Below are 25,138 nucleotides of genomic sequence, written 5' to 3' on the forward strand. Positions count from 1 at the left end.
TTGGGGAGGGCCGGCCGTCGTGGCGTGATCTGGTCCCTCTGTATCAGACGGTCAGCGCGTTCCGAACGGACAAGCCTCAAGACTCCACTATTGAGCACAGAGCGCCGGGGATGTAGTCGTTATGTAGGCACTGCAAGCGCGCGGGTTCGTCGTTCGGTAAACGCTGCTGGACAGCATGGCGGGGTCGCGGCACTCTCTGCGCTTGCCATGGATTCCGGTAGCCTTCATGTTCAAACACCTGCTGCTCGTCCTCGTCAGTTCCTCCATGCTCATGGCGGCTACGGCGCACGCCGACGAATCGCCTGCCACCTCCCTGGTGCTGCTGACGGAAAATTTCCCGCCTTACAACATGGCGAAAAACGGCAAGAATTTCGCCAGGGACGAGAACATCGAAGGCATCGCCGTGGATATCGTGCGGGAAACCTTCAAGCGCGCCGGCATTGCCTACAACCTCACCCTGCGTTTTCCTTGGGAGCGAATCTACAAACTCGCCCTGGAAAAGCCTGGCTATGGTGTGTTCGTCATGGCCCGTTTGCCGGACCGTGAAGCCTTGTTCAAATGGGTCGGCCCCATCGGCCCGGACGATTGGGTGCTGCTGGCCAAGGCTGACAGCAAGATCCAGTTGGAAGGCCTGGAGCAGGCGCGCCGCTACAGGATTGGCGCCTACAAAGGCGATGCCATTGCCGAGAGCCTGGACAAGCAGGGGCTCAAGCCGGTTGTCGCCTTACGTGACCAGGATAATGCGCAAAAGCTCATGGAGGGCCAGATCGACCTGTGGGCCACCGGCGATCCTGCTGGCCGTTACCTGGCGCGCCAGGTGGGGGTGAACGGGCTCAGGACGGTGTTGCGGTTCAACAGCGCGCAGCTTTACCTGGCGTTGAACAAGGATGTGCCGGACGACGTGGTTGCCAGGCTCCAGGCTGCGCTGGATGAATTACGCAAGAGTGGTCGTGTAGACGAAATCATGGCGCGTTACCTCTGAAGTGGGCAGTTCCGAAGAATAAACGCGGTCAAAAATGTGGGAGGGGGCTTGCCCCCGATGGCAGCAGATCAGCCAATACATGTTCAGCTGACACACCGCTATCGGGGGCAAGCCCCCTCCCACATTGGATTTTCGCCACTTGATTCAGCGGTAAATGCCGTCTTTGCCGTGCCCGGCCATCGCCCGGTTACTGCGCACGCTGATCATCAACTTGATATCGATCCACTCCACACCCTGCGCCTTGAGCTTGGGCAATTCGCGCTCCAGCACCGCCAGGGTCTGTGGGTAAGGGTGTCCGATCATCACCGCCGAGCCCTGTTTATGCGCCAGCTTGATTGCGGTCTGCAGTTGCGTGGTAATTGCTGCCTCGGTGCGCTCGTCATCGAGGAAGACATCCCGCGAAACATGCGCCAGCCCAATCTTCTGCGCCTCGGCGGCGGCAACGGTCTGTGCGCTGGTACGGCTGTCCACAAAGAACTTGTGGCGCCGCTGCAGCTCGCCCATTAACCACGCCATTGCCTGTGGCTGCGCCGTCATGCGGCTGCCCATATGGTTATTGATGCCGGCGGTGTAGGGCACGGCCGCGAATGCAGCGTCCAGGCGCTTGCCCAGCTCTTCGATCGACAGCTCGGGGTGCCAGGCAAACGGACCGGTGGCCGGATCCATGGGCATGTGCAGGATGACGATCTTGCCGGCCTTGTGGGCCTCGCGGGCGAATTCGGCGGCATGAGGGGTGTCAGGCATGATCGCGGTGGTGACCGGCCCAGGCAGGGCCAGCACGCGACGATCCCTGGGCAGGTTTTGCCCGAGGTCGTCGATGATCAGGGTGAGATAGGCTTTGTGCGGCTCGCCGGCCGGCGTCGCTTGCGCGAATCCGGCCAGGCTGCACAGCAAGGCGATGGTCAGGGCAAAGCGCATATCAACGGCTGCGCGTGATGCTCAGGCCCTTGAGCAGGCTCAGCGCCTGGGCCAACTGGTAATCGTCGTCCTGCGGCATCGGTTTGGCTTTGGCGCCACTGCCGGTCGGCTGGTCGGCGCCGCCGTTGCCATTGCCCAGGTGGCCTTGCAGGTCCGCTTCTTTGTAGTACTCGCTGTCGATCTCGTTGGTGATCCTGGCCTTGCGCACTTCGATGTCCGGCACGATGCCCTGGGCCTGGATCGAGCGACCATTAGGCGTGTAGTACAGCGCCGTGGTGATCTTCAACGCACGCTCGTTATTGAGCGGCAATACGGTTTGCACCGAGCCTTTACCGAAGCTGGTGGTGCCCATCAGCACGCCGCGCTTCTGGTCCTGCAGGGCACCGGCAACGATCTCCGAGGCCGAGGCGCTGCCGCCGTTGATCAACACAGCCAGCGGCACATTCTCGCTCAGGTCGTTGCCGGTGGCCGAGAAGCGCAGCTCGGAATTGGCGATGCGGCCCTTGGTGTAGACGATCAGGCCCTTGGTGATGAAGTGGTCGACCACTTCCACCGCCGATTGCAACACGCCACCCGGGTTGTTACGCAGGTCGAGCACGATGCCGTTGAGCTTCTTGCCATTGTCCTTGCGCAGCTTGGCCAGGGCCTTGGCCACTTCGTCGCCGGTCTTGACCTGGAACTGGGTGATGCGGATGTAACCATAGCCCGACTCCAGCAACTGGCTCTTCACGCTCTTGACCGTGATGGTCGCGCGGGCCAGGGTCACGTCAAACGGGTTGCCGCCGTCGCGCACCAGGGTCAGGGTGATTTTCTGGCCGAGCTTGCCGCGCATTTTGTCGACGGCTTCGGTCATGGATTGGCCACGGGTCGGCTGGCCGTTGATCTTGACGATCAGGTCACCGGCCTGGATGCCGGCCTTGGACGCCGGGGTATCGTCGATGGGCGAGACCACTTTGATCTGGCCGTCTTCGGAGCCCACTTCGATACCCAGTCCACCGAATTCACCGCTGGTGCTTTCCTGCAGTTCAGCGAAGTCTTCGGGGCCCAGGTAGGCCGAATGCGGGTCGAGGTTGCTGAGCATGCCCTTGATGGCATTTTCCAGCAGGGTCTTGTCGTCTACGGGTTCGACATAGGCAGCCTTGATCCGGTCCATGACCTCGGCAAAGGTGCGCAGCTCGTCCAGCGGCAACGGCGCCTTGGTGGTCGCGGCCATTGCAGCGGGTGCAGCCTGGTCGGCAAAAGCCAGAGGCGCGCCGATCACCAGGGCGATCGTCAGGGCCAGCGATGTGAGGCGGGACAAATGCAGCATGTCGAACGAACTCCTAATGTAGATGCGACCCTATCCTTGGGATCGGCACCATTGTGCAGGGTCGCTCGGGCGGCCCTGCTGACGAATAGCGAAGTACAGCGCCGGGGTGTCCTGGCCACCACTGTTACCGACAGTGGAGATGGATTCACCGGCTTTTACCACATCACCTGCCGACTTGAGTAACGTCTGATTGTGGCCGTAAAGGCTCAAATAGCCATTACCGTGGTCAAGAATCACCAGCAAGCCGGCCCCGCGTAGCCAATCGGCAAACACCACGCGCCCGCCGTGGACGGCGTGGACCTGGCTGCCCGCAGAGGCGCTGATCATCACGCCATCCCACTTGGCACGGGTGTCATCGCCACGGGTTTCACCGAAGCGTGCCAACAGTCGACCATCAACCGGCCATGGAAGTTTGCCGCGGGCTGAAGCAAAAGGCCCGCCGAATGACTCGCCGCTGCTGGAAACCAGCGGGCCAGGCGCTGCATGCGCCGGTTTGCGCGGGGCCGGCGCATCGCTGGTGGCAGCCAGTTCGGCCTCACGCTGGCGCTTTTTTTCGGCTTCCTGCTGGGCGATCAGCGCTTTTTGCCGCGCTTCTTCGGCCTCGCGTGCCTGGCGCGCCAGGGTTTCTTCGATAGTCTTGAGCACTTTGGCCAGGTCGGCCTGGTCCTGCTCGCGGGCCTGGAGCTTGGCGTCGCGGGCTTTTACGTCATCGTTGAGCTTGGCCAGGGCTTGCTGGCGTTCCTTGCGGACCTTGTCCAGCTCGTTGCGCTGGGTGTCGAGCGCGGTCTTCTGATCGAGCAGTTGGGCCTGCTGATCATTGATCTCCTGCTCGACATTGGCCAACTGGCGCAGCGTTTCGTTAAAGCCCTTCAACTGCGCCAGGCGCGCCTGGCTCAGGTAATCGTAATAGGTGAGGGTGCGGGCAAATTTTTCCGGGTTCTGCTGGTTGAGCAGCAGTTTGAGATATTCCTGGCGGCCGCTCTGGTAGGCGGCGCGGGCCTGGATCGCGATCAGGCGTTGCTGTTCAACGCGTGCGCTCTGGAGTTTTTTTTTCTCAGCGTCGAGTCGCTCCAGTTCCGACTCGCTCTTCTTTAGTTCTTTTTGCAGCTCCTGGACCTGCTTCTCCAGCTTGCCCATTTCGGTTTCCGTGCCGCGCAGGTCTTTCTGCACGCCGGACTTTTCTTCCTGGAGCTTGCCGAGCAGTTTTTTCAGCTCGGTAATGTCCTGACGCGTAGCGTCCAACTGTTGTTGGGTTTGTGCACGCTCATCGGCAAATGCCGGTTGGAGCAGGCAGACAAGAGCGAGGGTAATCAAGGCGCGAAGCATAGAGGCGGGCGACACCAGGGGAAAGGGACGCTCTAGTATGCCCGCCAAGCGCCGCAAAAAAAACGTCCAATTGGGGCGGGCGGGCAAGATAGGTGCCGAGTGGTGGTGGTATGGCAAAAAGATATCTTCCAAACACCGAAGGGCCAATGTGGGAGGGGGCTTGCCCCCGATAGCGGTGGACCAGTCACATAAGTGTTGACTGACACTCCGTCATCGGGGGCAAGCCCCCTCCCACATTGGATCTACCGTGTTGTTTAAATCAGACCAGGATTGAAGTGCCAGTCATTTCCTTCGGCTTTTCCAGCCCCATCAGCATCAGCATGGTCGGCGCCACATCCGCCAATACGCCGCCGTTACGCACTTTGAAATCGCGCTTGCCGACGTAGATGAACGGCACCGGCTCGGTGGTGTGGGCTGTGTGGGCCTGGCCGGTGGACTCGTCGGACATCTGCTCGCAGTTGCCGTGGTCGGCGGTGATCAGCGCTTCGCCACCGACGTTGTCCAGGGCATCGACGATGCGGCCCACGCACAGGTCCAGGCATTCCACGGCCTTAGTGGCAGCCTCCAGGTTGCCGCTGTGGCCGACCATGTCGCCGTTGGCGTAGTTGACCACGATGACGTCGTAACGCTGATGCTCGATGGCATCGACAATTTTGTCGGTGACTTCCGGCGCGCTCATCTCTGGCTGCAGGTCGTAGGTGGCGACCTTTGGCGACGGGATCAGGATGCGTTCTTCACCCGGGAACGGCTCTTCGCGGCCACCGGAGAAGAAGAAGGTCACGTGGGCATATTTTTCGGTTTCGGCAATGCGCAGCTGAGTCTTGCCGTTTTTCGCCAGGTAATCGCCCAGCACGTTTTCCAGGCTGCCCGGCGCGAATGCCGACGGGGCCGGGATATTGGCGGCGTATTGAGTGAGCATGACGAACTCGACTTTCGGCTGGCGCGCGCGGTCGAAATCCTTGAAACCGTCGTCGACAAACACATGGCTCAGTTCACGGGCACGGTCGGCGCGGAAGTTCATGAACACCACGGCGTCGCCGTCTTCGACTTTCACCGGCTCACCGATGGTGGTGGCCTTGACGAATTCATCGCTCTCGCCACGCGCGTAGGCGGCTTCCAGGCCTTGCTGGGCAGTGGCGGCGTTGAATTCGGCCTGACCGTCGACGATCAGGTTGTAGGCTTGGGCCACGCGGTCCCAGCGGTTGTCGCGGTCCATGGCAAAGTAACGGCCTACCAGGCTGGCGATGCGGCCTTTGCCCAGGGCGGCGAACGTGGCGTCCAGCAGTTCGATGGACGACTGCGCGCTTTTGGGCGGGGTGTCGCGACCATCAAGGAAGGCGTGCAGGTAGATCTTGTCGGCACCGCGCTTGAAGGCCAGTTCGGCCATGGCGATCAGGTGGTCCTGATGGCTGTGTACGCCGCCATCCGAGAGCAGGCCCATGAAGTGCACGGCCTTGCCGGCGGCGACGGCTTTATCCACCGCCGCGCAAATGGTCGGGTTCTCGAAGAACTCGCCATCGCGGATCGCTTTGGTCACGCGGGTGAAGTCCTGATAGACCACTCGTCCGGCGCCGAGATTCATGTGGCCGACTTCCGAGTTGCCCATCTGGCCGTCCGGCAGGCCCACGTCCATGCCGGAACCCGAGATCAGGCCGTTGGGCACGGTGGCGGTGAGGCGGTCCAGCACAGGCTTGCGGGCGGCGTACACCGCGTTGTCGTGGTGGCTTTCACTGTGTCCGAAGCCATCGAGAATTATCAGGACCAAAGGTTTAGGCGTGGTAGTCATAGATCCTCTCGCGGCGTTAATAAAGGAAGGCAATGGAAAAGTGAGTGGCAGTTTAAAGCGAAGTTCCAACCGCGTCACCGCTTTACGGGGGTTGGCCGCCCCCGACGGCTGTGTATACTTACCGCCATTTTAACGCCCTGGAACCTCCTTGATGGTTGATCACCTGATTGCATTTGCCACTGCCCACTATCTGCTCGTGGGTGCCTTCGTCATCCTGCTGGCGCTGCTGATCGCTCACGAATTGAGCCGTGGTGGCCGCAGCCTGAGTACATCGGAGCTGACCGCGCTGGTCAACAAGGATGAGGCCGTTGTCGTGGATATTCGCCCAGCCAAGGATTTCGCCGCCGGCCATATCGTCGGCGCCCTGAACATTCCCCAGGACAAGCTGATCGCGCGCTTGGCCGAACTGGAGAAATACAAGGCCAAGACTATTATCCTGGTCGACGCCCAAGGCCAGCACTCCGGCACTCACGCTCGCGAGATGCTCAAGTCCGGCTTCACCGCTGCCAAGCTGTCCGGTGGTATCAGCAGCTGGCGTGGCGATAACCTGCCGTTGGTGAAGTGATATGAGCCAGGTTGTCGTGTATTCCAGCGATTATTGCCCTTTTTGCATCCGAGCCAAGCAGTTGCTCCAGAGCAAGAAGGTGGCCTTCGAAGAAATCAAGGTCGACGGCAAACCTCAAGTGCGCGCTGAAATGGCCCAGAAGGCTGGCCGCACGTCGGTCCCGCAGATCTGGATCGGCAGCCGGCATATCGGTGGTTGCGATGACCTGTTCGCCCTGGAGCGCGCCGGTAAACTCGACGCGCTGCTGTCCGCCTAACCCCTTAAAGACCCCAAGATAAAGAAGGATCTGCGATGACTGACCAACAGAACCCCGAAGCAGCGCAAGACCAAGGCCCACAGTTTTCGCTGCAGCGCATCTACGTGCGTGACCTGTCGTTCGAAGCGCCGAAGAGCCCGGCGATCTTTCGCCAGGAATGGACCCCAAGTGTCGCGCTGGACCTGAACACTCGCCAGAAATCCCTGGAAGGTGACTTCCACGAAGTCGTGCTGACCCTGTCGGTCACCGTCAAGAACGGCGAAGAAGTGGCCTTCATCGCTGAAGTGCAGCAGGCCGGTATCTTCCTGATCCAGGGCCTGGACGAAGCGTCCATGAGCCACACCCTGGGCGCGTTCTGCCCGAACATCCTGTTCCCGTACGCCCGTGAGACCCTGGACAGCCTGGTCACCCGTGGCTCGTTCCCGGCGCTGATGCTGGCGCCGGTGAACTTCGATGCCCTGTACGCCCAAGAGCTGCAGCGCATGCAACAGGAAGGTGCGCCGACGGTTCAGTAAGTCGATGCGGTAAAAAATGTGGGAGGGGGCTTGCCCCCGATGGCGGTGGGTCAGCTACAGGTATGCTGGCTGATACACCGCCATCGGGGGCAAGCCCCCTCCCACATTTGCTATGTGTGTTACTTGAAACCGAGTTGACGCCAGCCTTCGTAGACGGCGACGGCGACGGTGTTGGACAGGTTCAGGCTGCGGCAGCCCTCGCGCATCGGCAAGCGCAGGCGATGGCCATCAGGCAGGGCATCGAGTACCTCGGCCGGCAGGCCCCGGCTCTCCGGGCCGAACAGAAACGCGTCGCCCTCGGCAAAGCTGGCATCATGAAAAGGCCGCGAGCCCTTGGTGGTGAACGCGAACACACGTGGCTGGCCCAGGCTGTCCAGGCAACTGGCCAGGTCGGCGTGGCGCTGGAGGGTGGCGTACTCGTGGTAATCCAGTCCGGCGCGACGCAGGCGTTTATCGTCCATGTCGAAGCCCAGCGGTTCGATCAAATGCAGGTGGCAGCCACTGTTGGCGCACAGCCTGATAACGTTGCCGGTATTCGGCGGAATTTCTGGTTGAAAAAGGATGACGTGAAACATGCACGGCTCCGAAGGCAAAGATGCGCTGCATTCTACCCCCGAAGACGACCCAAGGCCGAAGCTATTGCCCAGGGTATTGGGCTCACTGGCGATCGTCGGCTTGATGGTGGGCTTGATGATCGGGCGCCTGACCACCCCGCAACCGGTCGAGTTGCAACAGGTAGAGCCTGTGGCGGACGGTGTGGTGGTGTGGTTCAACCGCGAGCCGAAGCTGCACGGCGAGCATATCGACGGCACCGTGGCGCTGCTGTTGGACGCGCAAGGCAAGGCTGCCAATGGGCAACTGAAGGTCAATGACAAGGATGTGAACTGGCGCGTGCGCAAGACCGACGGCGGTTTGCTGCTCAACCTGGTGGCGGCCCGGCCATTGCGTGGCGAGTGGAAGGGCCAGGAGGTCGATGACCGCTGGCGGCTGGAGATCCATCTCCATGAGCAATAAAAGAGGGAGTTCCCGGCCTGCCTGTACCAGGGCTCCCAAAACGGGGTGAAGCCAGGGGCTTCGGTGTTAAAGAGGGGATTCTCGGCCTGCCTGTACCAAGGTCCCCGAAACTGGGTAGTACCAGGGTTATTGCAGGGGGCGTGCCAGAGTTTGCAATTAGCCCCATAAAAACTTGCAAGAAAGCGCAAAGCCCCGGAATTCGGGGCTTTGTCGGTTTCAGCTGTCGAGAATTCTTCAGCGATAACGATCTTTCAGGTACCGGGCCCGTGCCCAATGCCGGTTCATGGTGCATTGAAGCAGTGCACAACCCTCAAATCTTGTGAAGATCCAAATGTGGGAGGGGGCTTGCCCCCGATAGCGGTGCATCAGCCAGCCTATCTGTAGCTGACCGACCGCCATCGGGGGCAAGCCCCCTCCCACATTGGATTTTCAGTGGCTCAGAGAGCGATGATCAGGCGTCGTCGCTGTCGTCGTCATCCCCGCCATCCACCTTCATCCCCAGTTCCTTGATCTTGCGCGTGAGGGTGTTACGCCCCCAACCCAGCAGCACGGCGGCATCGCGGCGGCGGCCGGCGGTGTGCTTGAGCGCGGTCTCGATCATGATCCGCTCGAACGCCGGTACAGCGCTGTCGAGCAGGTTCGACTGGCCGCGTGCCAGGGCCTGGTCGGCCCATTGACGCAGCGCCTGTTCCCAGTTGGTCACGGGGGCCGAGTCCTGCGGCAGGCTCAGCAGCTCCGGCGGCAGGTCGCTGATGTGCACTTCGCGCCCGGACGCCATCACCGTGATCCAGCGGCAGGTGTTCTCCAGCTGGCGTACGTTACCGGGCCATGGCAGGTGCTTGAGGTATTCCTCGGTCTCGCTTTTGAGCAGCTTCGGCTCCACGGCCAGTTCCTGGGCGGCGCGGCTGAGGAAGTGGCGGGCGAGGGTGGGGATGTCTTCGCGGCGGTCCGACATGCGCGGGATATGGATGCGGATCACGTTGAGGCGGTGGAACAAGTCCTCACGGAATTTGCCGGCGTGCACCAGGGTTTCCAGGTTCTGGTGCGTGGCTGCGATGATGCGTACATCCACCTTGACCGGCGTGTGGCCGCCCACCCGATAGAACTCGCCGTCCGCCAGCACCCGCAGTAGACGGGTCTGGGTATCGGCCGGCATGTCGCCGATCTCGTCGAGGAACAAGGTGCCGCCGTCGGCCTGTTCAAAGCGCCCACGGCGCAGGTTGGCCGCGCCGGTGAACGCGCCTTTTTCATGGCCGAACAGCTCGGACTCCATCAAGTCCTTCGGGATAGCGGCCATGTTCAGCGCAATGAACGGCGAGGCTGCCCGAGGGCTGTGACGGTGCAGGGCGTGGGCCACCAGTTCTTTACCGGTACCCGATTCGCCGTTGATCAGCACGGTGATGTTGGAATGGCTCAAGCGCCCGATGGCACGAAACACTTCCTGCATCGCCGGCGCTTCGCCGATGATCTCCGGGGTGCGGGTCAGGGCCGGCGGGGCTTCCTGGTTCTGTTGCTCCTGGGCGTGCTGGTTGGCGCGCTTGACCAGCGCCACCGCCTCATCCACATCGAACGGCTTGGGCAGGTACTCAAAGGCGCCGCCCTGGTAGGACGCAACGGCGCTGTCCAGGTCCGAGTGCGCCGTCATGATGATCACTGGCAGGCGCGGGTGCTGTTCGCGAATGCGCGCCAGCAAGTCCAGGCCGCTGGCGCCGGGCATGCGGATATCGGAGATGATCACGTCCGGCTGCTGGCGAGCCAGGCGGCTCATCACGCCGTCGGCGCTGTCGAAGCTCTGGGTGGTCATGCCTTCCTGTTGCAAGGCTTTCTCCAGGACCCAGCGGATAGAACGGTCGTCATCGACGATCCAGACAGTTTCACTACGGCTCATGTCGTGGGGGCTCCTTGTTCCAATGGCAGGAAGATCGAGAACGTGGTGTGGCCGGGATGGCTCTCACATTCGATCAGGCCCTGGTGCTGGCTGATGATGTTCTGGGTAATGGCCAGGCCCAGCCCGGTACCGTCCGGGCGGCCGCTGACCATGGGGAAGAAGATGGTTTCCTGCAGTTCGGCCGGGATGCCCGGGCCGTTGTCGATGATCTCGACCTTGGTCACCAGGCGATGGCGTACGTGGCCAATGGTGAACTGGCGCAGCGCGCGGGTGCGCAGGCTGATACGGCCCAGGCGCAACTCGTTCTGGCTGCTGATGGCCTGCATGGCGTTGCGCACGATGTTGAGCACCGCCTGGATCATTTGCTCGCGGTCGATCAAGACGTCGGGAATGCTCGGGTCGTAGTCGCGCACCAGGGTGATGCAGCCCTGGCTTTCGGCGTCGACCAGTTGGCAGACGCGCTCCAGCACTTCGTGCACGTTGGTCATGGCCAGGGACGGCAGCTTGTTGGAGCCGAGCATGCGGTCCACCAGGTTACGCAGGCGGTCGGCCTCTTCGATGATGACGTTGGTGTAGTCCTTGAGATGCTCCTCCGGCAGCTCGCGGGCCAGCAACTGCGCCGCGCCGCGAATGCCGCCCAGGGGGTTCTTGATCTCATGGGCCAGGCCACGCACCAGCATCTTGCTGGTTTCCTGCTTGGACAGTTGCGCCTCTTCCTTGGTGATGCGCAGCAGGCGGTCGCGAGGGTGCACTTCGAGCAGCAGCAGGGTGGCGCCATTGCTCAGGATCGGCGTCACCGCATAGTCGACGGTCAGCGTCTGCCCGGTCAGGGCGGTGAGCATCGCTTCGCGCTTGGTGAACGGGTGCGCCTGCTCCACGGCCTGGCGCAACGAGCTCAAGGCTTCGGCCGACTCGGTGAACAATTCGCTGATGAACTGCCCATGGCTGCGCTGGCCACTGATCGCCAGGAGCATCTCCGCCGCGGGGTTCATGTACTCAAGGCGCAAGTCGGCATTGAGCAGGATGGTCGCGGTGGTCAGGTTGTCGAGTAACAAACGGTGCAGTGCATCGCTGATGGTCATCGGGACCTCTTTTGGAGCAAGGCGCAGGCTTGAGGCACACGCTGATACAAGGAAAATGCAAAAAACAAACCAAGGCTCCGAAAAGAAGCGTTAAACCCACGAAATAGGGGGTTGAGGCGCGAAACTGTGGCGTTCTGCCAGCCTGCTCGGGAAGAATCGAACCAAAATGGGCTGTGGCTGCAGTAGGGGTGCAACCTGTCGCACCAATATAGTGCGACTTGGAGCAGGCTGTCAGGGATGGATGCGATCCAAATGTGGGAGGGGGCTTGCCCCCGATAGCAGGGTGTCAGTCAGCCTATCCATCAACTGAACCACTGCCATCAGGGGCAAGCCCCCTCCCACACTTTTAATTGGGTTTACAGGGCTAGCCTTTGTATATGCACAGCTCGGCGGTGGCGCGGATCATCGCCAGTTGGCGCAGCGGGTCATTCAGTGGCTCATGCACCGCCTCGGCGAGCCACTGCGGGCATTGCGAGTCGGTACGCTGCGGGGTGAAGTCGGCCAGTTGTTGCAGCAGGCGTTTTTGCAGTTCATCCAGCTGCGGGCGAATCTGTTTGACCAGGTCAGGGCGCGGATCGTCGGGGGCCTTGCCCTGGAACTGCCAGTCGGACAGGTGGGTGTATTGCACCAGTTTGTTTGCCTCGATCTGCGCTGAGAAAAACTGCTCGGCCGCGGCGGGCTCAAGCTTGTAGCTCGGGGCTTGGGCGATGACGCTGGCGATCACTTCCTGCTCGCGCTTTTTGTCTTCCACAGGCTTGTGGCTGTCCCATTTGCTCAGGGCGACCTGGTCGGCAATCTCCAGGCGCTCGGCGATGCTGTTGAGCAAGGGTTCGAGCGTCGGCGGCGCAGCGCTGGCGGTGACGCTGACAAGCATCAAGGCAAATACGAATCGACATTTCAAAGGAGGTCCCCCTGTAGGAGCGAGCTTGCTCGCGAAGGTCGCTAACGATAACGCGTAAATGTTGAAGAAATGCGGTGTCTTGGAGTTTTTCGCGAGCAAGCTCGCTTCTACAGTGGTCTGGGCACCTCGGTGGTCGGCAAAATGCTCGACCGCCACGCCCCGGCCGGCTAACGCCAGGCAAAAAAAAGACCTCCCGCAGGAGGTCTTTTTCATCACGCCACCTTAAGCAGCGCTACCGGATCAGCAGCTGTAGTACAGCTCGTATTCCAGTGGGTGTACGAAGGTGCGAACCTTGATTTCTTCTTCGCTTTTGAGCTCGATGTAGGCATCGATGAAGTCGTCGCTGAATACGCCGCCCTTGGTCAGGAACGCACGGCCCTTGTCCAGCTCTTCCAGGGCTTCTTTCAGGCTGCCGCACACTTGTGGGATCTCTTTGGCCTCTTCAGGCGGCAGGTCATACAAGTTTTTATCGGCGGCGTCGCCAGGGTGGATCTTGTTCTGGATACCGTCCAGGCCAGCCATGACCAGCGCAGCGAAGGCCAGGTACGGGTTGGCTGCCGGGTCCGGGAAGCGGGCTTCGATACGGCGAGCACGCGGGCTGGACACGTAAGGAATACGGATCGAGGCGGAACGGTTACGGGCCGAGTAAGCCAGCATGACCGGCGCTTCGAAACCTGGCACCAGACGCTTGTAGGAGTTGGTCGACGGGTTGGTGAAGCCGTTCAGGGCCTTACCGTGCTTGATGATGCCGCCGATGAAGTACAGGGCGGTGTCGGACAGGCCGGCATAACCTTCGCCAGCGAAGGTGTTCTTGCCTTCTTTAGCGATGGACAGGTGAACGTGCATACCCGAACCGTTATCGCCGTACAGCGGCTTGGGCATGAAGGTAGCAGTACGGCCGTAGGCATCCGCCACGTTGTGTACGCAGTACTTCAGGGTCTGGACTTCGTCAGCCTTGGCGACCAGGGTGTTGAACTTCACACCGATTTCGTTCTGGCCGGCAGTCGCCACTTCGTGGTGGTGAACTTCGATGACCAGGCCCATCTCTTCCATGGCGTTGCACATGGAGGTACGGATTTCGTGGTCGTGGTCGAATGGCGGAACCGGGAAGTAGCCACCCTTGATACCTGGACGGTGGCCTTTGTTGCCGCCTTCGATGTCCTGGTCGGACATCCACGAGCCTTGTTCGGAGAAGATTTTGAACATGGAACCGGAGATGTCGGACTTGAACTTGACCGAATCGAAGATGAAGAATTCAGGCTCCGGGCCCACGAATACGGTGTCGCCGATACCGGTCGACTTCAGGTATTCCTCGGCACGCTTGGCGATCGCACGTGGGTCGCGGTCGTAGCCTTGCATGGTCGAAGGCTCGATCACGTCGCAGACGATGATCAGGGTTGGGTCTTCGGTGAACGGGTCGAGGACGGCAGTGCTGTCGTCCGGCATCAGGATCATGTCGGAGGCTTCGATGCCTTTCCAGCCAGCGATGGAGGAACCGTCGAACATCTTGCCTTCTTCGAAGAAAGCATCATCCAGCGCGTCGCGAGCCGGCATGGTCACGTGGTGCTGAGTACCTTTGGTGTCCGTGAAGCGCAGATCAATCCATTTAACGTCATGATCTTTGATGAGTTGAACCGACTTCGACATGGTGTCCTCCGGGTGGCTTCGGGCTTGGTAGTGGAGTTAGCCCTTAGAATTTGGGTGATGCCGGCGCGGATACTCCGCCAAGGCAACCTGCCTCACAAGAGAGCAAATTGCATGCCAGTGCGCCAACATGGTCTTTTTGCTTCAAAATGGCCCCTATAACGGTGCAAACGGCCAATGGGCGATAAATAGCGCACCGCAATGTAGCGTTATTTGGCGAAAATGACCTGTTTTGGTGCGCAGCACATGCGATGCATATTAACTGGTTAAACCTTGAGCGATTTCCGCTATAATCCGCGCCCCCCTTTTTCAGCAGGCCCGGCGCGCGCTGTTTCCATGAAATTAATCGTTAAAGTCTTCCCCGAGATCACCATCAAGAGCCGACCGGTACGGATGCGTTTCATCCGTCAGTTGGCCAAGAACATCCGTGCCGTGCTCCGCGATCTGGACCCGGCTGTGGTGGTGAACGGCGTGTGGGACAATCTCGAGCTGGAAACCCGCCTGACCGACGCCAAAGCCTTGAAGGACATGACCGAGCGCCTGAGCTGCATGCCGGGTATCGCGCATTTCCTGCAAGTGGACGAGTACCCGCTGGGCGACTTCGACGACATCACCGAGAAGTGCAAGCTGCACTTCGGTGGTGAGCTTGCCGGCAAGATTTTTTCGGTGCGTTGCAAGCGCGCCGGCAAGCATCCGTTCAGCTCCATGGATGTGGAGAAATACGTCGGCAGCAAGCTGCGTCGCGAATGCGGCGCCGCCGGAATTTCCCTCAAAGCGCCGCAAATTGAAGTGCGCATGGAAATTCGCGACCAACGGTTGTTTGTGATCCACAGCCAGCACGACAGCATCGGCGGCTACCCGCTGGGCGCCCTGGAACAGACTCTGGTGTTGATGTCCGGCGGTTTCGATTCCACGGTCGCGGCCTACCAGATCATGCGGCGCGGCCTGATGAGCCACTTCTGCTTCTTCAACCTGGGCGGTCGTGCACACGAATTGGGCGTGATGGAAGTGGCGCACTTTATCTGGAAGAAGTACGGCAGCTCCCAACGCGTGCTATTTGTAAGCGTGCCGTTCGAGGAAGTGCTGGGCGAAATTCTCGGCAAAGTCGATAACAGTCATATGGGCGTGGTATTGAAGCGTATGATGTTGCGCGCTGCGTCCCGGATCGCCGACCAGTTGCAGATCGATGCGCTGGTGACCGGTGAGGCGATCTCCCAGGTGTCCAGCCAGACGTTGCCGAACCTGTCGTTGATCGACTGCGTGACCGAGAAGCTGGTGCTGCGCCCGCTGATCGCCAGCCACAAGCAGGACATCATCGACCTGGCAGAAGAAATCGGCACCGCCGACTTTGCCAAGCATATGCCCGAGTATTGCGGGGTCATTTCGGTGAACCCCAAGACCCACGCCAAGCGCAACCGCGTGGAGTATGAAGAACAACAGTTCGACATGGCGATTCTGGAGCGTGCGCTCGAGAACGCCAAACTGGTCCCGATCGATCGCGTCATCGACGAGCTGGGCCAGGATGTGCAGATCGAAGAAGTCAGCGAAGCCCTGGCCGGCCAGATCATCGTCGACATCCGTCACCCGGATGCCGCCGAAGACGAGCCGCTGGAGATTCCTGGCGTCGACGTACAAACGCTGCCGTTTTATGCATTGAACGCGCGTTTCAAGGAACTGGATGACAGCCGTCAGTACCTGCTGTATTGCGACAAAGGCGTGATGAGTCGCCTGCATGCCCACCATTTGCTCAGTGAGGGACATGCCAATGTGCGCGTTTATCGACCGAGCTAAGAGCCCGGGGCTGTTTGCCTGTGGCCTGCGTCACCGGCCCCCCGACTCTGCCGTCAAGCTGTAACGGCAAGGCCTGACTCTACTGTTAATCGCTGCCACGACCTGTCAGCACACCGAATCCTCTGATCGAGATACACAAGTGATCGAAAATCTACGTAACATCGCCATCATTGCTCACGTTGACCATGGTAAAACCACCCTGGTAGACAAACTCCTGCGTCAATCCGGCACCCTGGAGCGCAACGAGCTCAACGACGAGCGCGTGATGGACTCCAACGACCAGGAAAAAGAGCGCGGTATTACCATCCTGGCGAAAAACACCGCCATCAACTGGAACGGCTACCACATCAACATCGTGGACACCCCGGGCCACGCCGACTTCGGCGGCGAAGTTGAACGCGTAATGTCGATGGTCGACTCCGTTCTGCTGCTGGTTGACGCTCAAGACGGCCCTATGCCGCAAACCCGTTTCGTGACCAAGAAGGCGTTCGAAGCCGGCCTGCGTCCGATCGTGTGCATCAACAAGGTTGACCGTCCAGGCGCGCGTCCGGACTGGGTTCTGGACCAGATCTTCGACCTGTTCGACAACCTCGGCGCTACCGAAGAACAACTGGATTTCCAGGTTATCTACGCCTCGGCCCTGAACGGCATTGCCGGTCTGGAACACACCGCCATGGCTGAAGACATGACCCCGCTGTACCAGGCCATCGTTGACCACGTTCCACCACCGAAGGTTGATCGTGACGGTCCGTTCCAGATGCAAATCTCGGCACTGGACTACAACAGCTTCCTGGGTGTTATCGGCGTTGGTCGTATCGCGCGTGGCAGCGTCAAGCCGAACACCCCGGTTGTTGCCATCGGCGCCGACGGCAAGAAGCGCAACGGTCGTATCCTGAAGCTGATGGGTCACCACGGCCTGCACCGTATCGACGTTGAAGAAGCCTTCGCCGGCGACATCGTGTGCGTCAGCGGTATGGACTCGCTGTTCATCTCCGACACCCTGTGCCAGCCGGACACCGTCGAGGCGATGAAGCCTCTGACCGTCGACGAGCCAACCGTTTCCATGACCTTCCAGGTAAACGACTCGCCGTTCTGCGGTAAGGAAGGCAAGTTCGTGACCTCCCGTAACATCAAGGAGCGTCTGGACAAAGAGCTGCTGTACAACGTTGCCCTGCGCGTTGAAGAAGGCGACTCGGCCGACAAGTTCAAGGTCTCCGGCCGTGGTGAGCTGCACCTCTCGGTACTGATCGAAACCATGCGTCGCGAAGGCTTCGAAATGGGTGTTGGTCGTCCGGAAGTGATCATCCGTCAGGTTGACGGCGTGAAGCAGGAACCGTTCGAAAACGTCACCATCGACACCCCTGAAGAATCCCAGGGCAAGGTCATGGAAGAGATGGGCCTGCGTAAGGGCGACCTGACCAACATGGTGCCGGATGGCAAAGGCCGTGTACGTCTGGAATACAACATCCCTGCGCGTGGTCTGATCGGTTTCCGTAACCAGTTCCTGACCCTGACCAACGGTGCTGGCATCCTGACCTCGATCTTCGATCGCTACGACACCATGAAGTCCGGCGACATGTCCGGTCGTCAGAACGGTGTTCTGGTATCGGTAGAAACCGGCAAGGCGCTGACCTACTCCCTGGAAACTCTCCAGGCGCGTGGCAAGCTGTTCGTTGAACACGGTCAAGAGATCTACAACGGTCAGATCGTTGGTCTGAACAGCCGTGACAACGACATGGGCGTCAACCCAACCAAAGGCAAGAAGCTCGACAACATGCGTGCTTCGGGTAAAGACGAAACCATCGCTCTGGTTCCACCTGTTCGCTTCACCCTGGAACAGGCCCTGGAATTCATCCAGGACGACGAGCTGTGTGAAGTCACGCCTAAGTCGATCCGCCTGCGTAAGAAGATCCTGGACGAAGGCGAGCGTACCCGCGCTGCCAAGAAAGCCAAGAACTGAGTTAACTCAGGCTGAATGAAAAACGCCCCCGGTCGAAAGGCCGGGGGCGTTTTTTTATGCCTGCTGTTTGTGTGGTGGCTGTGCCGGCCCTATCGGGGGCAAGCCCCCTCCCACACTTGAATGTGTTCACAGATCAAAATGTGGGAGGGGGCTTGCCCCCGATGAGGCCCTCAAGAGCGCCGCAAAACCCGGCTCAGAACTTATCGAGAGTCTTGAAATGGGTCTCGCGCACCACTTCCTTGGGCTTGTACGCGCAATACCCCGGCCGTGGCCCGATCTTGGGGTGATTGCGGCAGGTATCCGGGCGCTTGTCATAAATAGTGCAGAAGCGCGTCTTACGATCCAGGTACAGGCAATCATTGTTGCTCATGCGCTGCAGGGTAAAAATCTCGGATTTGTTGTTGTAGCGCTCGACGATGCCTTCCTTCTGCAAACGCTTGGCGATGTTCTTCGGTGGGTCGCCGCGCTCGAACTCATCGACGATGCCGATGCGGATCAGGTCCTTGATCTTCACTTCGACCGGCAGCGTGCAGCAGCTGGACACGCAGCCCCCGCACATGTGGGCGGAATATTTCTGCCAGGTCTCGAGACGGTCGAGTTCCGCGGCGGCGATCAGTTGAGGCTTCATCGGGGTTCCAAAAGGTGGGGCTGTATCCGGGCGCGCGATCATACCGGGATTGGTGGTTTTTTGAACAATCTTTTCAGGGTTTCTGCGCGAACGGCGATCGGGCACGACCTCTGCATCAAATTCACGCAACCGTGAATGAGTTAAAAAACTGACGAACCAGAGCGTCTACCGTCTGTCAGACCGTCTAGGCTCTAGCAACTCCTTCTATCTCGCCCGAGGTCGCAATTGATGTCTCAGGAACCACTTGCACGAGAAGCAGAGGTCGCCGCATTTCGCGATGCCGTCTTGACCAAACTCACCTACGCGGTGGGCAAGGACCCGGACCACGCCTTCGACCATGACTGGTTCGAGGCCATTGCCCTGGCCGCACGCGACCAGATGGTCGATCACTGGATGGACCATACGCGGCGCATCTACCGCAAAGGCCAGAAGCGGGTCTATTACCTCTCACTGGAATTTCTTATCGGCCGCTTGCTCTACGACAGCCTGAGCAACCTTGGCGTGTTGGAGATCGCTCGCGAAGCCCTGTCCGAGCTCGGCGTCGACCTTGAGCGCATCCGCCTGCTCGAACCCGATGCGGCGCTTGGCAACGGTGGCCTGGGCCGCCTGGCGGCGTGCTTCATGGAAAGTATGTCGACCCTGGGCATTGCCGGTCACGGTTATGGCATTCGTTACGAGCACGGCTTGTTCCGCCAGGCGATTGTCGATGGCTGGCAGCAGGAGCAGACCGAACGCTGGCTGGATTTCGGCAACCCGTGGGAGTTCGAACGCGCCGAAGTGATCTACCCGATCGGTTTCGGTGGCAGCGTGGAAACCCTGGCGGACGCGTCCGGCAAGATGATTCAGGTGTGGTCGCCCAGCGAAACCGTACGTGCGGTGGCCTATGACACCCCGGTAGTCGGCTGGCGTGGCGCCAGCGTCAACACGCTGCGCCTGTGGCGTGCCCGCGCGGTGGAAGACCTGCACCTGGAGCGCTTCAACGCCGGTGACCACTTGGGCGCCGTGGCCGAGGTGGCCCGCGCCGAAAGCATCTCCCGCGTGCTTTACCCGGCCGACAGCACCGAAGCGGGGCAGGAACTGCGCCTGCGCCAGGAATACTTCTTCGTTTCCGCCTCGTTGCAAGACTTGCTGCGCCGCCACAAGAACATGCACGGCTCGGTGCTGAGCCTGGGCGAACACGCCGCCATCCAGCTCAACGATACTCACCCGTCCATCGCCGTGGCCGAGTTGATGCGCCAATTAGTTGACCTGCATGACATCCCTTGGGAGGCCGCGTGGGACGTCACCGTCGAAACGCTTTCCTACACGAACCACACCTTGCTGCCCGAGGCGTTGGAAACCTGGCCTGTCGGCTTGATGGAACGCATGCTGCCCCGGCACATGCAGATTATCTACCTGATCAACGCCCAGCACATCGACTCGCTGCGCGCCAAGGGGGTTCATGACTTCGACGTGCTGCGCGCGGTGTCATTGATCGAAGAAGACAACGGCCGTCGCGTGCGCATGGGCAACCTGGCATTCCTCGGTTCCCACAGCGTCAACGGCGTGTCCGGACTGCACACCCAGCTGATGCGCAGCACGGTGTTTTCCGAACTGCATAAGCTCTACCCGGAGCGCATCAACAACAAAACCAACGGCATCACCTTCCGTCGCTGGCTGTACCAGGCCAACCCCCAGCTCACCAATATGTTGGTAGGCGCGCTGGGCCCGGACATTCTCGACACCATGGAAACGCGCCTGGGCGAGCTGGAAACCTTCGCCGAGAAACAGACCTTCCGCAAAGCCTTTGCCGACCAACGTCTGCACAGCAAGCGGGCGCTGGCCGACATCATCCATGAGCGCCTGGGCATTTCGGTGAACCCGGCGGCGATGTTCGACGTGCAGGTCAAAAGGATCCACGAGTACAAGCGCCAGCTGCTCAATCTGCTGCACACCGTGGCGCTGTATCAGGCGATCCGCGCCGAGCCGGAAGTCGATTGGGTGCCGCGGGTGAAAATCTTTGCCGGCAAGGCGGCGGCGAGTTATCACCAGGCCAAGCTGATCATCAAGCTGACCAACGACATCGCCCGCACCGTCAACAACGACCCAACCGTGCGCGGCTTGCTCAAGGTGGTGTTCCTGCCCAACTACAACGTCAGCCTGGCGGAAAGCATCATTCCGGCGGCGGATCTGTCGGAGCAGATTTCCACCGCCGGTTTCGAGGCGTCGGGTACCAGTAACATGAAGTTCGGCCTCAACGGCGCGCTGACCATCGGCACCATGGACGGCGCCAACGTGGAGATGCACGAGCGCGTGGGCGCCGAGCACATGTTTATCTTCGGTCTCAGTGCCCAGCAGGTAGAAGCGCGCAAGCATGCCGGTGAGTTCAATGCCGGGCCGGAAATTGCGGCGTCCCATCGCTTGAATGATGTGCTGCAAGCAATCCGTGGCGGGGTGTTCTCACCAGACGATCCGGGTCGGTATGTGGGCTTGATCGACGGGCTGATCGACTACGACCGCTTCCTGGTGTGTGCCGACTTCGACTCTTACTGGGACGCCCAGGCGCGGGTCGAGGCCCATTGGCACGACTCCAAGGCCTGGTGGCGCTCGGCGGTGTTGAACACGGCGCGGATGGGCTGGTTCAGCTCGGACCGTACCATCCGCGAATACGCCACCGAAATCTGGAAAGCCCTCGACTAACCACCGCAGTACAACATGTGGGAGGGGGCTTGCCCCCGATTGCGCAGTGTCAGTTTACAGAGGTGTCGACTGGCACACCGCTATCGGGGGCAAGCCCCCTCCCACATTGGGTTCTGCGTATATACAGCGTGACACGTCGCGTGATTGGAGATAGCCGTTGCGCCAAGCCTTGAACTCTATTGGCGTTAAATCCTCTGATTAGAGGAAATACGCCCCGACTCGCGTTAAACTGCGCGGGTTTTCAGCCCCCCCCATTCTCCGGAGCCTTCCATGTCCCGCGTTACCTTGAGTCGCTATTTGATCGAGCAGACCCGCAGCAACAACACGCCTGCCGATCTGCGCTTCCTTATCGAAGTGGTGGCGCGTGCCTGTAAGGAAATCAGCCACGCCGTGTCCAAAGGCGCACTGGGTGGTGTCCTGGGCAGCATGGGCACTGAAAACGTGCAGGGCGAAGTGCAGAAGAAGCTCGACGTGATCTCCAACGAAATCCTGCTCGAAGCCAACGAATGGGGCGGTCACCTGGCCGGCATGGCGTCCGAAGAAATGGACAATGCCTATCAGATCCCGGGTAAATACCCGAAAGGCGCGTACCTGCTGGTATTCGACCCACTGGACGGCTCGTCCAACATCGACATCAACGCACCGGTCGGCACCATCTTCTCGGTACTGCGTTGCCCGAACGAATACCTGAGCCAGAACGAAGCCCTGAACGAAAAGGCCTTCCTGCAGCCCGGCACCGAGCAGGTCGCCGCCGGTTACGCGATCTACGGCCCACAGACCATGCTGGTCCTGACCCTGGGCGATGGCGTCAAGGGGTTCACCCTGGACCGCGAAATGGGCAGCTTCGTACTCACCCACGAAGACATCTCCATTCCTGCCTCCACCCAGGAATTCGCGATCAACATGTCCAACCAGCGTCACTGGGAAGAACCGGTGAAACGCTATGTCAACGAATTGATGGAAGGCGAAGAAGGCCCGTTGAAGAAAAACTTCAACATGCGCTGGGTCGCGGCCATGGTGGCCGACGTGCACCGCATCCTGACGCGTGGCGGCCTGTTCATGTACCCACGTGACAGCCGCGAGCCGTCCAAGCCGGGCAAGCTGCGCCTGATGTACGAAGCCAACCCGATGTCGTTCCTGGTTGAGCAAGCGGGCGGTGCGTCCACTGACGGCCACCAGCGCATCCTCGATATCCAGCCCGAAGGCCTGCACCAGCGGGTGGCGGTTTTCCTGGGTTCGAAGGAAGAAGTTGAGCGTGTGACGGCTTATCACAAGTAGGAGCGAGCGTGCTCGCGAAAAGCTGACAGACAACGCGGATATCCAGACAGCCCGCGTCATCATTAACGTTCTTCGCGAGCACGATCACTCCTACCCTGAGCCCCGAAACGTTTCAGCGTTTTCGGGGCTTTTTTGTTTTCGCTCGTCGGGAACCAGACACCTCTTTTCCCTTCTAAGCTTCTGGCAGATACCCCAGCTGCTTTGTCTCTCCAGGAGCTTTTCCATGTCTTTACGCCGTCTCGCCCTGCTGGCTTTTTGCGTGCTGCTAGCCGCTTGCAGCAAGGTCAACCAAGAAAATTACCAGAAGCTGTCGGCTGGCATGGCCAAGGCCGAGGTGGAGTCGTTGCTGGGCAAGCCGACCGATTGTTCCGGCGCACTGGGCATGTCCAGTTGCACCTGGGGCGATAAAAACAGCTTTATCAGCGTGCAGTATGCCGGTGACAAGGTTCTGATGTTTTCCGGGCAAGGCCTGAAGTAAACCGGGGCGCGAGCCTGCGGGAGAAGAAGAATGATGCGTTTTGTTGTGTTCCTTTGCGCCAGCCTGTTTTTGGCGGGCTGTGCCAGCCATTCTGGCGATGATCTGCAACCCAAGACCGCGAGTCACGTCAACCTCAAGCGTTACCAGGGCACCTGGTATGAGCTGGCCCGCTTGCCGATGTACTTCCAGCGCAACTGTGCGCAGTCCGAAGCGCGCTACACCTTGCTGCCCGATGGCGACATGTCGGTGTTCAACCGCTGCCTGACGCCTGAATGGACATGGCAGGAAGCCAAAGGCACGGCCACGCCGCAGGTGCCGGGCAAGACCGACAAGCTCTGGGTGGAATTCGACAACTGGTTTACCTCGTTACTGCCCGGCGTCGCCAAGGGCGATTACTGGGTGCTGTATGTCAGCGATGACTACAAGACCGCCATCGTCGGCAGCCCGAGCCGGCGATATATGTGGATCCTGTCGCGTACGCCGACGGTAAGCGCCGAAACCCGTGAAGACCTCCTGAGCAGGGCGCGGCAGCAGGGGTATGACACTACGCGGTTGATCTGGCGTACGTCGGACAAGCAGATGGCGAAGACGTCGCAGTAACCCGGGATCACACAAATCAAAATGTGGGAGGGGGCTTGCCCCCGATAGCGGTGTGTCAGTATCAGATGAGCTGGCTGACACACAGCAATCGGGGGCAAGCCCCCTCCCACATTTGTTATGTGTCGCTTGTCAGCTCAACAAATCCTTCAAGACCTGGGTGAACGCCCGGCTGCTGTCTTCTTCGCCAGCATGATGCCCATCGCGCACCACCCACTGGCCGTTGACCAGTACATCGCGCACTTGCCGGTCGCCACCGGCAAACAGCCAGCGATTGAGAATCCCGTCCTCACTGGCCGTGGCCAGGTACGGATCGTTACCGTCCAGCACGATCCAGTCCGCACGCTTGCCCACTTCCAGGCGGCCAATCGGCTGCCCCAGCGCTTGTGCACCACCGTCCAGTGCCGCATCGAACAGCGTGCGGCCCACCATCGGCTGGTTGTCGCGATACAGACGGTTGCGCCGCTGATCGCGCAAACGCTGGCCGTATTCCAGCCAACGCAATTCTTCCACCACGCTCAGTGACACATGGCTGTCGGAGCCGATACCCATGCGCCCACCCTGGGCGAGGAAATCCACGGCCGGGAAAATGCCATCGCCCAGGTTGGCTTCGGTGGTCAGGCACAATCCGGCAATCGCCCGACTCCTGGCCATACGCGTCACTTCGTCGGGGTCGGCATGCGTGGCATGCACCAGGCACCAGCGTTCATTCACGTCGACATGGTCATACAGCCACTGCAGCGGGCGTTTGCCGCTCCAGGCCAGGCAGTCGTCGACTTCCTTCTGCTGTTCGGCAATGTGGATGTGCACTGGACAAGCCTTGTCGCTGGCGGCCAGCACTTGCTTGATCTGCTCGGGCGTGACCGCCCGCAGGGAGTGGAAGCACAGGCCCAGGTGCTGCGCTGGTTGTGCAGCGAGTATCGGCTGCAAGCGCGCCTGCAAATCCAGGTAGTGTTCGGTGCTGTTGATAAACCGGCGCTGCCCGTCGTTGGGGGCCTGGCCACCGAACCCCGAATGCGTATAAAGCACCGGCAGCAGCGTCAAGCCGATCCCGCTGCTGGCGGCTGCCTGGCTGATCTGGCGCGACAGCTCTGTGCGGTCGGCATAGGGCTGGCCGCTGACGTCGTGGTGTACATAGTGAAACTCGGCCACCGAGGTGTAGCCGGCCTTGAGCATTTCGATGTACAGCTGGCGGGCGATGACCTGCAACTGGTCCGGGCTGATTTTGCCGACCATGCGGTACATCAGGTCGCGCCAGGTCCAGAAACTGTCGTTCGGATTGCCTGCCACTTCGGCCAGGCCCGCCATGGCGCGCTGGAAGGCGTGGGAATGCAGGTTCGGCATGCCGGCCAGTACCGGGCCCCTCAGCCGCTCGGCGCCGTCTGCCGTGGCATTGGCCTCTACCTTCGTCAGCCGGCCATCGGCGCCGGTTTCAAGACGTACATCATTGGCCCATCCATCAGGCAGCAGCGCGCGTTCGGCAAAAAATGCGGACATGATCAAGTCACCCCGGTCGTGTGTTTATTTGTATATACATATAC

At 60.4% G+C, this 25,138-nt stretch carries 22 protein-coding genes; 11 read left to right on the top strand and 11 right to left on the bottom strand.

The features are described 5' to 3' along the window. Window positions 1-226: 226 nt before the first annotated feature. Window positions 227-982, top strand: a complete 756-nt coding sequence (locus BFQ04_RS06415) for a substrate-binding periplasmic protein (protein ID WP_065950079.1) — start codon at window positions 227-229, stop codon at window positions 980-982. A gap of 144 nt (window positions 983-1,126) precedes the next feature. Here the strand turns inward: BFQ04_RS06415 and BFQ04_RS06420 are convergent, their stop codons facing one another. The 4 genes from BFQ04_RS06420 to gpmI form a co-directional block, all read right to left on the bottom strand. Further along, window positions 1,127-1,900 (bottom strand): divergent polysaccharide deacetylase family protein, encoded by a 774-nt coding sequence (locus BFQ04_RS06420; protein ID WP_065950080.1) that lies wholly within the window; start codon window positions 1,898-1,900, stop codon window positions 1,127-1,129. A 1-nt stretch (window position 1,901) separates the two neighbouring features. Continuing rightward, window positions 1,902-3,209: a S41 family peptidase gene (locus BFQ04_RS06425; protein WP_065950081.1), complete on the bottom strand. Its 1,308-nt coding sequence runs from the start codon at window positions 3,207-3,209 to the stop codon at window positions 1,902-1,904. A gap of 30 nt (window positions 3,210-3,239) precedes the next feature. Then, window positions 3,240-4,535: a murein hydrolase activator EnvC family protein gene (locus BFQ04_RS06430; RefSeq protein WP_065950082.1), complete on the bottom strand. Its 1,296-nt coding sequence runs from the start codon at window positions 4,533-4,535 to the stop codon at window positions 3,240-3,242. 259 nt (window positions 4,536-4,794) lie between these two features. Beyond that, complete coding sequence (gpmI, locus tag BFQ04_RS06435) at window positions 4,795-6,321, bottom strand: 2,3-bisphosphoglycerate-independent phosphoglycerate mutase (RefSeq protein WP_065950083.1); 1,527 nt, start codon at window positions 6,319-6,321, stop codon at window positions 4,795-4,797. Window positions 6,322-6,472: 151 nt separating this feature from the next. On the opposite strand from gpmI, the gene BFQ04_RS06440 reads away from it, so the two are divergent. The 3 genes from BFQ04_RS06440 to secB are packed head-to-tail and all read left to right on the top strand — an operon-like array spanning window position 6,473 to window position 7,657. After that, the gene (locus BFQ04_RS06440; RefSeq protein ID WP_057025458.1) at window positions 6,473-6,886 is read left to right on the top strand and encodes a rhodanese-like domain-containing protein; all 414 of its coding nucleotides are present in this window, start codon (window positions 6,473-6,475) and stop codon (window positions 6,884-6,886) included. A gap of 1 nt (window position 6,887) precedes the next feature. Beyond that, entirely contained in the window at window positions 6,888-7,142 is a 255-nt protein-coding gene (gene grxC, locus BFQ04_RS06445; RefSeq protein ID WP_065950084.1) for a glutaredoxin 3, read from the top strand. Window positions 7,143-7,177: 35 nt separating this feature from the next. Beyond that, entirely contained in the window at window positions 7,178-7,657 is a 480-nt protein-coding gene (secB, locus tag BFQ04_RS06450; protein WP_065950085.1) for a protein-export chaperone SecB, read from the top strand. Between the two features lie 119 nt (window positions 7,658-7,776). Here the strand turns inward: secB and BFQ04_RS06455 are convergent, their stop codons facing one another. Next, on the bottom strand, window positions 7,777-8,232 hold the full coding sequence (locus BFQ04_RS06455) for a tRNA (cytidine(34)-2'-O)-methyltransferase (RefSeq protein ID WP_065950086.1): 456 nt from the start codon (window positions 8,230-8,232) through the stop codon (window positions 7,777-7,779). Between BFQ04_RS06455 and BFQ04_RS06460 the strand changes: the two genes are divergently transcribed. Then, window positions 8,231-8,671 carry a hypothetical protein gene (locus BFQ04_RS06460; RefSeq protein WP_065950087.1) on the top strand — a complete coding sequence of 147 codons (441 nt, stop codon included), beginning with the start codon at window positions 8,231-8,233 and terminating at the stop codon, window positions 8,669-8,671. The genes BFQ04_RS06455 and BFQ04_RS06460 overlap by 2 nt on opposite strands. 451 nt (window positions 8,672-9,122) lie before the next feature. On the opposite strand, the gene ntrC is transcribed toward BFQ04_RS06460, so the two are convergent. The 4 genes from ntrC to glnA form a co-directional block, all read right to left on the bottom strand. Continuing rightward, on the bottom strand, window positions 9,123-10,559 hold the full coding sequence (gene ntrC, locus BFQ04_RS06465) for a nitrogen regulation protein NR(I) (RefSeq protein WP_065950088.1): 1,437 nt from the start codon (window positions 10,557-10,559) through the stop codon (window positions 9,123-9,125). Continuing rightward, on the bottom strand, window positions 10,556-11,641 hold the full coding sequence (glnL, locus tag BFQ04_RS06470) for a nitrogen regulation protein NR(II) (RefSeq protein ID WP_057724492.1): 1,086 nt from the start codon (window positions 11,639-11,641) through the stop codon (window positions 10,556-10,558). Before glnL ends, ntrC begins: the two co-directional genes overlap by 4 nt. Before the next feature lie 364 nt (window positions 11,642-12,005). Next, window positions 12,006-12,542 carry a chorismate mutase gene (locus tag BFQ04_RS06475; RefSeq protein WP_065950089.1) on the bottom strand — a complete coding sequence of 179 codons (537 nt, stop codon included), beginning with the start codon at window positions 12,540-12,542 and terminating at the stop codon, window positions 12,006-12,008. Window positions 12,543-12,782: 240 nt separating this feature from the next. After that, a complete protein-coding gene (gene glnA / locus BFQ04_RS06480) occupies window positions 12,783-14,189 on the bottom strand; it encodes a glutamate--ammonia ligase (protein WP_034117297.1) in 1,407 nt (468 codons plus the stop codon). Between the two features lie 333 nt (window positions 14,190-14,522). Here glnA and thiI point away from each other — a divergent pair, with 333 nt between their 5' ends. Together thiI and typA are read left to right on the top strand one after the other, a co-directional pair. Next, window positions 14,523-15,977 (top strand): tRNA uracil 4-sulfurtransferase ThiI, encoded by a 1,455-nt coding sequence (thiI, locus tag BFQ04_RS06485; protein WP_065950090.1) that lies wholly within the window; start codon window positions 14,523-14,525, stop codon window positions 15,975-15,977. A gap of 139 nt (window positions 15,978-16,116) precedes the next feature. After that, entirely contained in the window at window positions 16,117-17,937 is a 1,821-nt protein-coding gene (gene typA / locus BFQ04_RS06490; protein ID WP_034117299.1) for a translational GTPase TypA, read from the top strand. 193 nt (window positions 17,938-18,130) lie between these two features. Here typA and BFQ04_RS06495 read toward each other — a convergent pair whose 3' ends face one another. Continuing rightward, the gene (locus BFQ04_RS06495; RefSeq protein ID WP_065950091.1) at window positions 18,131-18,565 is read right to left on the bottom strand and encodes a YkgJ family cysteine cluster protein; all 435 of its coding nucleotides are present in this window, start codon (window positions 18,563-18,565) and stop codon (window positions 18,131-18,133) included. Window positions 18,566-18,793: 228 nt separating this feature from the next. Here BFQ04_RS06495 and BFQ04_RS06500 point away from each other — a divergent pair, with 228 nt between their 5' ends. From BFQ04_RS06500 to BFQ04_RS06515, 4 genes are all read left to right on the top strand, one after another. Beyond that, window positions 18,794-21,244, top strand: coding sequence for a glycogen/starch/alpha-glucan phosphorylase (locus tag BFQ04_RS06500; RefSeq protein ID WP_065950092.1), 2,451 nt, complete (start codon window positions 18,794-18,796; stop codon window positions 21,242-21,244). Window positions 21,245-21,514: 270 nt separating this feature from the next. After that, on the top strand, window positions 21,515-22,522 hold the full coding sequence (locus BFQ04_RS06505; RefSeq protein WP_065885744.1) for a class 1 fructose-bisphosphatase: 1,008 nt from the start codon (window positions 21,515-21,517) through the stop codon (window positions 22,520-22,522). A 223-nt stretch (window positions 22,523-22,745) separates the two neighbouring features. After that, the gene (locus BFQ04_RS06510) at window positions 22,746-23,000 is read left to right on the top strand and encodes a lipoprotein (protein WP_033897714.1); all 255 of its coding nucleotides are present in this window, start codon (window positions 22,746-22,748) and stop codon (window positions 22,998-23,000) included. Window positions 23,001-23,030: 30 nt separating this feature from the next. After that, window positions 23,031-23,600 carry a lipocalin family protein gene (locus BFQ04_RS06515; RefSeq protein WP_065950093.1) on the top strand — a complete coding sequence of 190 codons (570 nt, stop codon included), beginning with the start codon at window positions 23,031-23,033 and terminating at the stop codon, window positions 23,598-23,600. Between the two features lie 129 nt (window positions 23,601-23,729). Here BFQ04_RS06515 and BFQ04_RS06520 read toward each other — a convergent pair whose 3' ends face one another. Then, window positions 23,730-25,094, bottom strand: coding sequence for a formimidoylglutamate deiminase (locus tag BFQ04_RS06520; RefSeq protein ID WP_065950094.1), 1,365 nt, complete (start codon window positions 25,092-25,094; stop codon window positions 23,730-23,732). Window positions 25,095-25,138 lie beyond the last annotated feature (44 nt).

This window comes from Pseudomonas sp. 37 R 15 (assembly GCF_900004865.1).
Taxonomy (GTDB): domain Bacteria; phylum Pseudomonadota; class Gammaproteobacteria; order Pseudomonadales; family Pseudomonadaceae; genus Aquipseudomonas; species Aquipseudomonas fluorescens_AM.

Bases quoted from the DNA above. Each gene is read 5' to 3' on its own strand.
- ntrC (WP_065950088.1), bottom strand. From the start codon at position 10,559: ATGAGCCGTAGTGAAACTGTCTGGATCGTCGATGACGACCGTTCTATC.
- BFQ04_RS06430 (WP_065950082.1), bottom strand. From the start codon at position 4,535: ATGCTTCGCGCCTTGATTACCCTCGCTCTTGTCTGCCTGCTCCAACCG.
- secB (WP_065950085.1), top strand. From the start codon at position 7,178: ATGACTGACCAACAGAACCCCGAAGCAGCGCAAGACCAAGGCCCACAG.
- grxC (WP_065950084.1), top strand. From the start codon at position 6,888: ATGAGCCAGGTTGTCGTGTATTCCAGCGATTATTGCCCTTTTTGCATC.
- BFQ04_RS06440 (WP_057025458.1), top strand. From the start codon at position 6,473: ATGGTTGATCACCTGATTGCATTTGCCACTGCCCACTATCTGCTCGTG.
- BFQ04_RS06455 (WP_065950086.1), bottom strand. From the start codon at position 8,232: ATGTTTCACGTCATCCTTTTTCAACCAGAAATTCCGCCGAATACCGGC.
- glnA (WP_034117297.1), bottom strand. From the start codon at position 14,189: ATGTCGAAGTCGGTTCAACTCATCAAAGATCATGACGTTAAATGGATT.
- BFQ04_RS06415 (WP_065950079.1), top strand. From the start codon at position 227: ATGTTCAAACACCTGCTGCTCGTCCTCGTCAGTTCCTCCATGCTCATG.
- BFQ04_RS06510 (WP_033897714.1), top strand. From the start codon at position 22,746: ATGTCTTTACGCCGTCTCGCCCTGCTGGCTTTTTGCGTGCTGCTAGCC.
- glnL (WP_057724492.1), bottom strand. From the start codon at position 11,641: ATGACCATCAGCGATGCACTGCACCGTTTGTTACTCGACAACCTGACC.
- gpmI (WP_065950083.1), bottom strand. From the start codon at position 6,321: ATGACTACCACGCCTAAACCTTTGGTCCTGATAATTCTCGATGGCTTC.
- BFQ04_RS06515 (WP_065950093.1), top strand. From the start codon at position 23,031: ATGATGCGTTTTGTTGTGTTCCTTTGCGCCAGCCTGTTTTTGGCGGGC.
- BFQ04_RS06500 (WP_065950092.1), top strand. From the start codon at position 18,794: ATGTCTCAGGAACCACTTGCACGAGAAGCAGAGGTCGCCGCATTTCGC.
- BFQ04_RS06460 (WP_065950087.1), top strand. From the start codon at position 8,231: ATGCACGGCTCCGAAGGCAAAGATGCGCTGCATTCTACCCCCGAAGAC.
- BFQ04_RS06505 (WP_065885744.1), top strand. From the start codon at position 21,515: ATGTCCCGCGTTACCTTGAGTCGCTATTTGATCGAGCAGACCCGCAGC.
- BFQ04_RS06425 (WP_065950081.1), bottom strand. From the start codon at position 3,209: ATGCTGCATTTGTCCCGCCTCACATCGCTGGCCCTGACGATCGCCCTG.
- BFQ04_RS06420 (WP_065950080.1), bottom strand. From the start codon at position 1,900: ATGCGCTTTGCCCTGACCATCGCCTTGCTGTGCAGCCTGGCCGGATTC.
- thiI (WP_065950090.1), top strand. From the start codon at position 14,523: ATGAAATTAATCGTTAAAGTCTTCCCCGAGATCACCATCAAGAGCCGA.
- BFQ04_RS06495 (WP_065950091.1), bottom strand. From the start codon at position 18,565: ATGAAGCCTCAACTGATCGCCGCCGCGGAACTCGACCGTCTCGAGACC.
- BFQ04_RS06520 (WP_065950094.1), bottom strand. From the start codon at position 25,094: ATGTCCGCATTTTTTGCCGAACGCGCGCTGCTGCCTGATGGATGGGCC.